Annotated in this window: 8 protein-coding genes; 2 read left to right on the forward strand and 6 right to left on the reverse strand. The window is 69.0% G+C overall.

What is annotated here, in order from left to right:
• Both HY049_06375 and HY049_06380 read left to right on the forward strand, forming a co-directional pair.
• On the forward strand, positions 1 to 1,623 hold a 1,623-nt coding region (locus HY049_06375), incomplete at its 5' end, for an aldehyde dehydrogenase family protein (protein ID MBI3448523.1).
• Entirely contained in the window at positions 1,604 to 2,158 is a 555-nt protein-coding gene (locus HY049_06380) for a hypothetical protein (protein ID MBI3448524.1), read from the forward strand. The genes HY049_06375 and HY049_06380, both read left to right, overlap by 20 nt.
• Before the next feature lie 12 nt (positions 2,159 to 2,170).
• Here HY049_06380 and HY049_06385 read toward each other — a convergent pair whose 3' ends face one another.
• From HY049_06385 to HY049_06410, 6 genes are all read right to left on the reverse strand, one after another.
• On the reverse strand, positions 2,171 to 3,847 hold the full coding sequence (locus HY049_06385) for a nucleotidyltransferase family protein (GenBank protein MBI3448525.1): 1,677 nt from the start codon (positions 3,845 to 3,847) through the stop codon (positions 2,171 to 2,173).
• 14 nt (positions 3,848 to 3,861) lie between these two features.
• Positions 3,862 to 7,461, reverse strand: coding sequence for a hypothetical protein (locus HY049_06390; GenBank protein ID MBI3448526.1), 3,600 nt, complete (start codon positions 7,459 to 7,461; stop codon positions 3,862 to 3,864).
• Complete coding sequence (locus HY049_06395) at positions 7,461 to 8,618, reverse strand: hypothetical protein (protein MBI3448527.1); 1,158 nt, start codon at positions 8,616 to 8,618, stop codon at positions 7,461 to 7,463. The genes HY049_06390 and HY049_06395 overlap by 1 nt, the downstream gene beginning before the upstream one ends.
• 122 nt (positions 8,619 to 8,740) lie before the next feature.
• Complete coding sequence (locus HY049_06400; protein MBI3448528.1) at positions 8,741 to 9,040, reverse strand: PqqD family protein; 300 nt, start codon at positions 9,038 to 9,040, stop codon at positions 8,741 to 8,743.
• Between the two features lie 4 nt (positions 9,041 to 9,044).
• Positions 9,045 to 10,418, reverse strand: a complete 1,374-nt coding sequence (locus HY049_06405) for a hypothetical protein (GenBank protein ID MBI3448529.1) — start codon at positions 10,416 to 10,418, stop codon at positions 9,045 to 9,047.
• A gap of 404 nt (positions 10,419 to 10,822) precedes the next feature.
• A complete protein-coding gene (locus HY049_06410) occupies positions 10,823 to 12,178 on the reverse strand; it encodes a hypothetical protein (GenBank protein ID MBI3448530.1) in 1,356 nt (451 codons plus the stop codon).
• Positions 12,179 to 12,197: the final 19 nt, after the last annotated feature.

The raw sequence follows: 12,197 nt of genomic DNA on the forward strand, positions 1-12,197 counted from the left end.
CGTCTCGCCCACGACGAGACGGGGTTCGGCAACGTCCCCGACAAGACCCGGAAGAATCTGTTCGTGATCGTCGACGTCCACCGTTTCATCCGTCCGATGCGAACCGTTGGCGTCCTCTCCGAAGACCCCGAGAAACGCCTCATCGAAATCGCCGCGCCCGCGGGGATCGTCGCCGCCATCGTCCCCACGACCAACCCCACGTCGACGGCGATCAACAAGATCTTCATCGCGCTGAAGGCGGCGTGCCCGATCGTGATCTCGCCGCACCCGAACGCGAGGGCGTGCGTCCAGGAGGTCGCGCGGGTCCTCGATCGAGCGGCCCGCGAGGCGGGCGCCCCGCCGGGGTCGATCGCCTGCATGACGCACGTGTCGATCGAGGGGACGCGCGAGCTGATGAAGCACCGGCTCACGGGCATCATCCTCGCCACGGGCGGGACGGGGCTCGTGCGCGCGGCGTACTCCTCCGGCAAGCCCGCCTTCGGCGTCGGCCCCGGAAACGTCCCGGCCTTCGTCGATCGGAGCGCCGACATCGCCAAGGCCGCGCGCGACATCGTCGCGGGGAAGACGTTCGACAACGGCGTCCTGTGCTCCGCCGAGAACGCGGTGGTCGCGGACGCGCCGATCGACGGAGCGCTGGTCGAAGCGATGAAGGCCGAAGGCGCGGCGTTCCTCGACGCGGCCGAGATCGCGGCGCTCGAGCGCGTCGTCGTCACGCCGGCGGGCGCTCTGAACACCGCCATCGTCGGACGGGACGCGTCGACCATCGCCGCGATGGCGGGCCTCCGTGTCGCCGGGGGAACCCGGTGCCTGATCGCACGGCTCGACCGCGTCGGCGCGGAGGCGCCCCTCTCCCGCGAGAAGCTCTCCCCCATCCTCGCCTACTACGTCGAGGACGGCTGGGAGGCGGCGTGCGCGCGCTGCCTCGAGATCCTGGCGTACGGCGGAATGGGCCACACCATGTCGATCCACGCGCGGGACCGGGACGTCATCATGCGCTTCGCCCTCGGCAAGCCCGTCTTCCGCATCGTCGTCAACTCGCCGGCGGCGGTCGGGGCGGTCGGCGTGACGACCGGCGTGGATCCGTCGATGACTCTGGGATGCGGGGCCCTTGGAGGCAACATCACCTCGGACAACATCACTCCGCGCCACCTCGTCAACGTGAAGCGTCTGGCTTTCGAGCTCAGGTCCTTCGCGGCGGAGGCGCCCCCCGGGCCCCCGGCCCGCCCACCGGGGATTGTCCCTGGCTTCCCGAGGTCGGCAACGGGCACCGCGCCGGTGCCCGCGCCCTCGTCGGCACCCGCGTCGCCAAAGGGCCTCCCCGACCCGGCTTCGCTGCGCGCCCTCATCCTCGCGGCGGCCGACCGGCGGGGCGTCGTCGCGCCGGGACGGCCCGCCGACCCCCCGGAGCGCGAGGGCCCCCGCGCGCGCGCCGTGCGCCCGGACGCCCCGGGCGGCGCGCCGACCGGAACGCGCGCGACGCCGGGGCCCGTTCCTTTCGTCAGCGAGGCCGACGTGCGCGCCGCGCTTCTCGAGGGGCGGCGCATCGCGATCTCCTCGAAGACCATCGTCACTCCGTCGGCCCGCGATCTCGGCGATGCGCACCGTGTCTTCGTCGAGAGCTGAGGCGCTCGCGCTGGCGAGCGTTCTCGCGGTCTCGATTCTGTCGGCGGCGCCGGCCTATCCGGGATTCCGGGTGAACGTGGCGTACGTGGACCCCAACGGCTCGAGCGTGTCGGCGGCCGGGACGGACGCGCAGTTCGTCTTCCACCGCCGCACGCTCTACCGCACCCCGCGCGGGCCCGAAGGCGAGCGGTTTCACGACGAGGAGATCCGCCTCGACTCGTTCTCCTTCCAGGGGCATCGCATTTCGTTCCAGAAGCTCAGGGAGGTCCGGTTCGAGCGGCGCGCGCGAGGCGATCACGACGAGCTCATCATCACCGTCGAGATGGTGAGCGGCGAGCGGATCGAGAGGAAGGGATCCGAGCTCGACGGCGCCGATCATCCGACGTCGCCGTCCCTGGAGTTCCGGACGGCCGGTGGGCCGATCGCGCTCCCGCTCGATCCCCTCCTCGGCGCCGCGGCCCGCGCCGGCCGGCCGAGCCTCACCCGTGTCTCGTTCCCCGACAACCCGGATCGCCGCCCCGTCCGGCGACGTTGAGACGCGCGCCCGTCAGGCCTCGCTGAGCAGCTGAGCCAGCGCCCGGAGGCGCCCGCCCCAGCCCGTGCGCCGGAGCAGAGTGCCGCACATCCAGCGCGCCGACGCGCCCGGCAGGAGCCCTTCGTGCGGCGCGGCGGCGAAGACGCTCGCCCTCGCGAGGGCCCGCAGCAGCCGCTCTGCCAGCGGATCCCAGCCTGCGGCGCGCGCCATCTCGTTCAAGGCCTCCGCCGGCACTCCGGTGCCGAGGAGGCGACGGGACAGATCGAGCGTGGAATAGAGGCTTCGCGCCGCCTCGACCCCACGGGCCGATTCCAGGAGGCGCCCCCAGTCGAGCCGCCCTTCGTTGAGATCCACCAGCGCGTGGAGATCGAGGAGATCCCTGAGCTTGCCGACGAACCGATCGCAGTAGGAGAGGTGGAGGCTCGCGTGGAGCAGCTGGTCCTCCGGGGAGAGGACGAGGTAGGAGGCCCCTTCGAACCCGGCGCGCACGGCGCGCCGGATGAACTCACGGGTCTCGAGGCGGAGCCCGCCCTCCGGCGGAACCAGCCCGCGGTGAATCTCGACGATCACGCGTCCCGCCATCCCGATCATCGGCGCCGCGTGATGATGCGATCGGTAGAACGCCGGGCCGCGATCGGAATCGATCGCGCGAAGTCCGAGACCTTCGAGCGCGCGCACCGCGGCCGTCACGCTCTCCTCCGGCACGAGGAGGTCGATGTCCTGCATCGTCCGCAGCGCCGGTTGATCGTAGAGCGTGACGGCGAGCGCGGCCCCCTTGAGGAGAACGGGTTCGACGCCGGCCTCGCGGAGCACGGGCACCATCGTCCGGACGGCGTCGAGCTGGAACATCATCTGGCACGCCGACGCGTGCGCGCCCCGGGCGAGCGTGGCCATCGTCGTCGCCGGAACCAGTCCGCGGAAAGCGGGCCGGGTGAGATTTCGAAAGAGCCGCGGCGTGAGGCCGAGGCGACCGGCCGAACCGAGCACCCGCGGCCACGGGACGTCCCCGCCGAGAAGACGGAGCAGCCGGCGGTCGTCCTCGGCGGCCATTCTCAGCGAGGTCGACGCGATGAGAAACCGCTCCTCCGGGCGGAGGAGAAGTCCCGCCTCGCGATGCCTCCGTCCGCTCCCCGCGCGTCCCACCGGATCCACCATCCGGAGGAGAGAGGGGGTGACGGTCAATGCGCGGCCGACGCCAAGCCGGGATCGGGCCGCCGATTCGACCGACGCGCCGGCGCCGGAGATCGCGGCCGCGAGCTTGCCGCGAAGCCTTCCGGCGGCGGTGTTCAACAGGACGGACGATCCGTCGGGACGCCGCACGGCCACGACCCGCCCCACGACGTCCTCGACCGGGATCCAGGCGGCCTCGCCGGACCGCACGGGATCTCCCTTGGTCCGGACGAACCCCCATCGCGCGCCGCGCCGGCCCAACCGGAGGACGCGGTGCGCGATGAGCCGGCTCTCCGTCGCGTAGAGCACCACATCGCCGCGGGCGAGCCCCAGGCGGCCGAAGCGCACCGTGAGACGGGACCCGTCGGGGATGAGCGGAGCCATGCTCGCCCCGGTGAGCGCGATCTCCGCCCACTTTCCCTCCCGCGCCCAGATGGCGAGGAGGGCGCGGGAGACCGGCGGCGAGAGTCCAGCCGCGGGGTCGTGAGCCGCGGGGGCTCCAGGATTGACCTCGCCCACGGTCGCCCTGTCCTCTAGCGGCCGTAGTGGCCGAGCGGCCCTTCGCCGTGGAGCGGATCGAACTCCACGACGAGATAATCGTGGCTGGCGCCGTCGATCGCCCCGTTCAGGTGCGTGAAGGAGCTCGAGCCCGAGACGCCCAGCACATGGAAGCGCGAGAAGGTGTTCTTCGGCTTCGGGGCGTTGTCCTCCGCGTAAACCCGGACGATCGAGCAGCGCTGGCTCGCGGGCGGCGCGTCCCAGGTCAGCAGGAGGTCGGGGCCCGAGACGGCGATCCGGAGGTTCGTCATCTCGGCGAGCGCCGCCGTGCAGAGCGGATCATCTCCTGCGTGGCCGGCCCTCGGGTCGGTCTCGCCCGGATCGAGCTTCCCGTTGAAGTTCCTGTCCTCGGCTCCGTCGGCGACCCCGCCTCCGTCGGTGTCCGCGACGAGCGGGTCGGTCGTCGTGTTCGGATCGGCGTCGGGAACGAAGAAGCCCCTCGACGTATCGGTCCCCGGCGCCGGGGCGGTGATACCGCGCTCGGTCCCGTCGAGGATGCCGTCGTTGTCGGAGTCGGGGTCGAGGCCATTCACGAGCCCGTCACCGTCCGTGTCGGCGTTGTACGACGCCTCCTGGCCATCCCCCACGCCGTCGTCGTCGCTGTCCCCGTCCACCGGATTCATGCCGACCGCCTCCTCGGCCTTGTCGGTGAGCCCATCCCCGTCGCTGTCGAGCGCGAGGTTCGTCGCCGGATCGCCGAAGAGGATCAGCTCGTCCATGTTCATGAGATCGGCCGGGTTCAGCGGCTGCGTCACCGCGGCGATCGCGGCCATCGTCGTGGCGTGCCCGATCACCCGATCCCGGTCGAGGAATACGTTGCGGTAGAGCCAGTCCCCTATGCTCGAGTAGTCGGAGGCGTTGGCAAGCCCCGTGGGAGCCCAGACGGCGATCCCGGCCCGGGAATCCTTGCGCTCCATCTGCTCCGCGAGCGAAAAGTTCACATGTCCCGCGCCGGCGCTCGTGAGATCGATGAAGTACCCGTTGATGCAGTTGAGGGCGACGATGAAGGTGGGCCGATTGCTCGCCGCGAGCAGGTTCTGATCGCTCGCGAAGCACGGGCTGACGCCGCCCGTCGCCCAGATGCACTCGGCCGCCCACTGGGTGGCGGATCCGTGGCCCAGGTACGTCGTGAGGAGGGCCCCGGCATCCATGCCGTTGATGATGGCGGTCTTCGTGGCGGCCGCCGTTCCGAGCTGACTCAGGAAGATGTTGTTCGCCGCCATCGTCGGGGGCATCAGCGTCGCGAGGCTCGTGAGAACCGCCTCGAAGCTCGACTCGTCGTTGTCCGCGACGAAAAGCGATTGGGCGTTGAGCGAAGCGACCGGCGGAGCGTTTTCGTAGGCCAGGATCTTGTTGACGATCGTCGTCACGTCGGCGGCCGATCTCACCGGGAAGCGCCCGACGAACATCTCGGGCAGGTTGTCCCCTCCGGCCACGGCCACGTACTGGTTGTCGCTCGGAACCTCGCCTATCGACGGCGTCACGATCAGCGTCGCCGGGACGAACTGTTTGACTCCCGATCCCAGGTTGTCGAGGTAGTCGATGTGGGCGTCGCCGTTCAGGAGGACGAACTGGGGCGCCGGCGACGCGTAATTCGCGTAGGCGTACGATAGGAATGACTTGATGGCCGCCGGATCGAAGATTCCGAAGTTGAACTCGTCGTAGATGTCGTCGGTCGTGGCCACCAGCACGCGCCGTCCCTGGGACGCGCGCAGCGTGAGGAGGGGTTGGAGGGCCGCGACGAACTCCGGCGGCGTGATCGCGATGAAGTCGGCCCCGTTCGAGGCGCTCTTCAACGTGCTCGGCAGGTCCTGGACGATTCCCGCCGGTGACTTGAGGCCCGCCGTCGTGGCGGCCGCGTACAGCCGATCGGAGGTGAAGGAGTCCTGGAACCCGAGCGTGAAGGGGCCGGCGCCGGTGATCTGCCCGCCCGGCACGGTGACGCGCGTCAGCCCCGCCGGATCGGTGGCGTCATAGAGCAGGATGTCGTTGGTCGCGAATCCCGTCATCGAGAACCGGAAGCTCCCCGAACCCTCGCCGTCCGCCACGATGCTGTTGGAGGCGGCGGCGTAGGTCTTTCGATAGTCCACCTCGATGAAATTCGTGTAGACCTGATCGGCCGCCGCGCCGGTGTCGCCGACCATCACGATCTGGACCGTGTTGCTCCCGTTGATCAGCAGCCCGCTCGACACCGAGACGCTGTGCGTGAAGGAGATCTGGCCGTCCCACGTCCGATCGTCGATCTGCGTCCCATTCAGGAAAATCCGGGTGTGGTGGTCGGGGTTCGCCGTGGCCAGGGTCCGCCCCTGGATGTTGACGCGCACGTTCACGGTATGAAGGGTCGGATCGACGCCCGGCAGGCTGATTGAGTAGAGGAGGCTGGCCGAGTTCGGATCTCCGGCCGACTGGAGCTTCCACCACCAGTGATCGATGGCGGCCGGGGGGATGTTCTGCGTGTAGATCAGATCCTGCTCGGCGTGAACCGTCGTCACGAACGAGGTCGGCGTCGTCGCGGGCGATCCGAAGGCGCCGCTGCGCTGCGCGGCGCGCGTCGAGCCGCCGTCGAAATGGAGCCAGTAGACGTTGGTGCGCGTGTAGCGCCCCGTGGCCGCGCGTCCGTAGAAGACGATGCGATCGTTGGGATCGAACGTGCCGTCCCCCTCTCCGAGGACCTCCATCGGAACCGCGTTCCCCAGGAATTCGATGCGGAAGTTCTGGGGATTCACCATCGCGAGGTTGATGCCGGCCGCGGTGAGATCCGCCGGTGTGACGCGGTAGAGCCCGTCCGCGTTGACCGAGATCTTCAACGGCGCGGGCGTGCCGGACTGGGTGGTGCGGAGCCCTTCGATGGACGCCGGCTCCACAGGACCGACGGGGGCGGCCGGGCGCGGGGCCGGGACGAAATGGTCCGCGTTGATCAGCGCGCGCCTCTGAATCTCGTGGAACGCCTCGTCCACCGCCGCCTCGGGCTCCGTTCCGGATCCCGGCGCCCTGCGGGGGGAGCGCGCGGCACCGTCGGCGACGAAATCGACGCGCGCGAGGATCTGGTGCGCGTAGAGAATCCCGCCGCCGGCGCCGGCGCTGCGAACCGGGTAGAACCGGATCTCCGCGACGTGCGCGTCGCGGAGCCAGCCGGTCCATGCGACCTCGACCTGGCGGCGGGGGTACCTGCCGCGCGGAAGAACGGGGTCCGCCGGCGCCTCCCAGCCGTCCGCCTCGGTGAGGCCGAACGATGGATGGATGGACACGGCGAGGCGATCGTCGCTCCACCGGGCCTCGCGCCCTCCGAGGATCCTGACGACCGGGCGCATCCCCTCCGGCACGCCGATGAGCGCCTTGCTGTAGGGAACGACGGGCATGCCCTCGAGCTCGAGCGTCACTGCGCCGGGAATGCGCGTTTCGACGGATCCACGCTGCGTGGCGTGCGCGTAGGTGTGGGGCTCGGGGGCCGTGACGGCCAGAACCAGCCCCCGCGCGTCCTCGTGCAGCACCTTGACGTCCTGGCTCCACGCCGGGCCGCGCCCCGCGAGGAGAGCCAGCATGCACAGCGCGATCCTTCCCGCGCGTATCATCATCAACCGTCCTTCCCTTCCCGAACGATCCGGTCGATGGCGAGCGCCGTGTCGCCGGGTGACCCCGACGCGACGGCGAAGCAGCGTACCGAACCCAGGAGTCGAGCGAGTTCGACCACGAGGGATGTGAGTCGACCCGCATGAGATGACATCAAGGCTCCCCCTTCGCCGCGATTCAGGACGTCGCGGGCGATGGGGAGGAGGAGGCCCGTCGCTTCGACGCGACGGATGGACGGCTGCGCCGCCCTCCGCGGCGCCGCGGGCCGGACTTCATCGATGAAGAGGATGGCGTCGCGGCGTCGGCTCCAGAGGTCCGCGAGCGCGACGAACGCCCGCTCCCCTTCTGCGAACCGCGCGGCGATCACGGGAAACGGACGCCCTTCGACGGAACGCGCGGAGCAACCCGGGAGGAGGCCGATCTCCCGAACCACCTCGGGAACCGGTTCGGCGAAAGCGACTTCGAACTCGCGTGCGCCCGGCCGGGGGGCGGGGTCGGCGTCGAGGTAGAAGAGGTATTCCGGCGAGCAGGCCGCCGCGGGAAGCGACGCGCCGAACCCCTCGGGATCCACGAGCCACTTGTGCGGGAGCTCGAGGACGCCCTCCGGCGGCAGCGCCTGTGCCAGCCCGGTCTTCCGAACGCCCACGGCGCGCGGAAAAGGCACGAGGAGTCCCGATCGCCGTTCGAGAGGGGCCGCGTCATCGCTCAGAAATGTATACCCCAGGCGGAGCAGTTCCAGCGCCAGGGTCGATTTCCCGGCCATCGCGGGGCCGGCCAGAATGACTCCCGTCTTCCCGAGCGACACCGCCGCCCCGTGGACCACCACGCTCGCCTCCACGGCGTCCATGATGGCCTCGAGCAGGAAGAGAAAGGCGCGGTTCTGCGGCGACGCGCTGCGCGAGAGATCGATCCACGAGGATCCCGCCGACGCAGAAGGTCCCGATTCTCCCGTCCTCGCGAAGAGAGCCACGAGCTCGATGTCGACGAGCGCCGACGACGACGGAAACCATCGGTAGGCGTGCGAGAAAAACGTGCGGACTTCCCGGCTGTCCGTTCGGAGCGACACCTCCGCCCCGAGGATCGAGTATCGGTCCTCGGGAAGCGCCCGCGCCTGGATCCGGAGGGCTCTAGCCCTCGCGCCCGGCGCCGCGTGCGAAGTCATCGCCTCCGTCATCCACCCTCACCTGAAAGCAAAAAAGAGGGAACGAGCCCGCGTCATCGCGCGCCCCGTTCCCTCCGATTCGAGTTTTCGACACCCTGACGGCGCCCCCTGGGCGCCGGGACTCAGCCTTCCACCTCGAGCAGACCGCGCTCCGCGAGCTGGCCAACCAGCCCCTGAAGGTCTCGCCGAACGTCGTCCTCCGTCGCCCCCGCGAACGCCGCGCAGACCGAATCCGTCAGGACCCCGACGGATCGGGAACCGTCGCACAGTTTCCAGGTGAATAGGGCCGTCGCGTTCAAGATGTGGACGAGGGCCCCTTCCCTGTCATAAACGAGCCCCTCGTCCCCGACTTCCTGCAGAACGAGATCCCTGCGGGTCTTCGGTTTGATGCTCGCGTTCGACTCCGACCGGCTCAGAGCCAATCCCTCAGCGCCCGGAGACCAGGAATGACGTCGGGCCCGTGAACTCCTGGCCTCTGGCATCCCTTCCGACGACCCTCCAGTAGACGCCTCCATCCGTCCCCTTCGCGACGAGGCCGGAGATCGCCTGAGCTTCGGAGAGCGACAGCGTACGGCTCGATCCGCTCCAGACCTTGAGGTGCACCGTGGAGCCATCAGGAAATGTCGCATCCGCGGCAACCTGGACGTCGATCTTCAGACGTCCCTCCGTCTCCCAGCGAAACCTTCCACCCGCCGAGAGCCTGGCCTCGTCCGACGGGCCCAGGAGCCTGATCGCCGAGTTGTTCACGTTGGGCCTGGCGATCATCGGATCGTGGATTGTGTTCACGCCCGTGATGTCCCAGTCCTCGATCGAGTAGGCGTACTTCTTCCCGTTGACCGCCGTCGAATCCGTGAACGAGTAGTCGGCGCCGCTCACCGGGCTCCCCTTCGACTCGATCAGCACGTCGTTCAGGGCCACCGTCACCTGAGTTCGGAGGTCCTTTCGGAGGATGCGGAACCCGACGGTGTCGGTCTCGCTCGCCGTGGACCAGGCGACGTCGACCGAGGAGTTCGAGGCCGTCGCGCGCGCGCCGGCCATGCTCACGAGGAGGCTGCCGCCCTCGCACGGTCCGATGAAGGCGCTCCCTCCGCTCACGCCGGCCTGGAAGCGGCCGACCGCGGTGACAATCTTGCTGCCCGGCGGGATGTACGAGCCGACGCTCGTGAACGAGCAGGCCGTGATCTTGGTCATGTCTCCGGTGACCTGCATCACGAACGTGACGCTCTTGCCGGCCTTGATCTCGAGGGTGTTCCCGCCGTTCCCCCCCGTGTCGATCCCCTTGTTGCCGAAGAACACGTTGAACCGCCCGAACCCGTCCATGCGGAGTTCCTTGAGGCTCGAGCCCGTCGGATAGTCAATCTTGTTGTCGGTGCGATCCCTGTCGAAGGCCTGCTGCCAGGGGGTCAGCGTGGCGCCCGGTGGAGCACCGGTCGTGGCCGAGATGAGCTGGACCCCGGTCACTTCGGGAGCGGTGTTGAACCCGAGCGCCGTCAGGGAAGCGGTCGTCGTGGTCTGGTTGATCACGACGAGCGTCAGGCGCCCCGTGGAGCGATCGAAGGAATAGTTGAAGTCGGCTTCGGCAATCGTGCCGTCGTCGAGGCGGCCCGGATTGCTGAAGGAAACGCCCGCGCTCGAAAGCGAACCCCCGCCGCCGATCTGGGTGTGGCTGGAGGTCAGATTCTGGCTGAGGCACTGGTTGACCGTGGGATTGCACGCGCGCTGCGCGTACGAGGGTGACGACGCGCCGAGGACGACGCCGAGGACGAAGACGCCCGTCGCGATGGCATGTGAATGCTTCATGATTCCCCCAACTGCGCTCGAGGCAGCGGCAAGGTTGTATGGTTCCCAGGGCACGATGTCCCACCGCGGCGCACGCTGGCAGAGCAGACGGGCGCGCCGCGATCGCTCTCGAAGCTCGATCACCGGGTGTCAGTGAACCGGGCCAAGGATTCAGCAGACTCGGATCGATTAGAGCGGGAATATACATGGGCCGACAACCCAGATCAACCGGATTGTCGGGCCTTTTCAGAGGATGGGGTCCTGCGGGGGCCTGCGCTGCCGGCCTCTGCGCGCCCCAATCGAAGCTGGAGACCCGGCACCGCTTGCCGCTTCCGGGGTTCATTCTTTCTTGGGATTGTTCGATGAGGGTCCGGCGAGCGACAGGACGCACCCGGGGGATGTCTCCCCCGGGCACTTCCGCTGGATCAGTTGGTCGTCGAAAGGAAGTAGGTCTGACTCCGGCTCGACTGGCCCCGCCCGTCTCTGGACGTGACGCGCCAGTACACGCCCCCCTCCCCGGCCGCGCCCATCGCGCGCACCAGATCCGCCTCACGTCCCGTCAGGGAGCGCGCCATCCGCCCGGCGGTCCTGAGCTGGAGCGTGGCCGTGGTCGGAAAACCGGCGTCGGCTGAAATCTCCACGACGGAGCTCTGGCGGCCGTCCGACTCCCACTTCAAGCGCGTGTCGGACTTCAGCGCGGCGTCGTACCCGGGCTCGAGGAGCCGGACCGACGGTCTTGAAGGATTCGGAACGATTTCCTTGCCCGCGTGAATCGTGTTCTTCCCGCCGAGATCCCAGTCCTCGACCTGGTACCGGTACTTGCGACCATTGACCGCCGTCGTATCGACGTAGGCGTACGCATAGCCCGATGTCGGGGAGCCCTGCGCGGGGACGAGGTTCGAGTTGAGAGCCACCGTCGTGTGAGCGCGAACGTCCGTGCGAAGAACTCGGAAGCCGGCGTTGTCGACTTCCGCGGCGGTGTCCCAGAGCGCCGTCACCTGGCCGTCCGCCCCGTACGCGTCGAACGCGCCGAATGTCACGAGCAGGCTGTCCGGGTGGCACGTCTCGATCACGCCGGCCCCGCCGTTGTCTCCGTCGCGGAAGCGCGCGCTCCCATCCACGATCTTGTCGCCCGCAGGGATGACGGACCCGTTCGACGTGAACGAGCAGGCGGAAATCCGGACGAGATCGCCGCTCACCTGGAAGACGAACGTCACGCTGTGCCCCGGAGCGATTTCGTTCTTCGGCACGCCGTCGACCGTGCCGGTGCTCAGCGACGGATGGTTGCTCAGGAACGCATGGAAGAGCCCGAAGCCTTCACCGTGGAGCGAATCCAGCCACGGGGCGTTGTCCACGATCCCGTCGGCGCGATCCCTGTCGAATGCGGCCGTCCACGAAAGCGTCCCCGTGTGAGAGATGAGGGTCAGGCCGCTGACCGCTGCGGTCCCGTTGAAGAAGACGCCTGTCAGGTGCGCCTCTGTCTTTGTCGTGTTGGTGACGATCAGAGTCAATCGCGCTGTCGAGCGGTCGAACGTGAACTGGTAGACCGCCTCCGCGATGGTACCGTCGCTGAGCGTCCCGTGGCCGTCGACCGTCCCGCGGCTTCCGAGCGAGCCGTCACCGCCGATCTGGAGCCGGCTCGTGGTGACCGTCGCCTCCCAATCGCAATTGTTCGCGGTGAGCGTGCAGGTGGAGCCGGACGCCGGAAGGGCCGCCACTAGGGCCAGAGTGAAAACGCTGAGCGCTGCGATGGTGCGGGGCACTGATCGGCGTTGCGGCACGCGAACCTCCCATTCCCAT

It is taken from the genome of Acidobacteriota bacterium, from assembly GCA_016195325.1.
Taxonomy (GTDB): domain Bacteria; phylum Acidobacteriota; class Polarisedimenticolia; order JACPZX01; family JACPZX01; genus JACPZX01.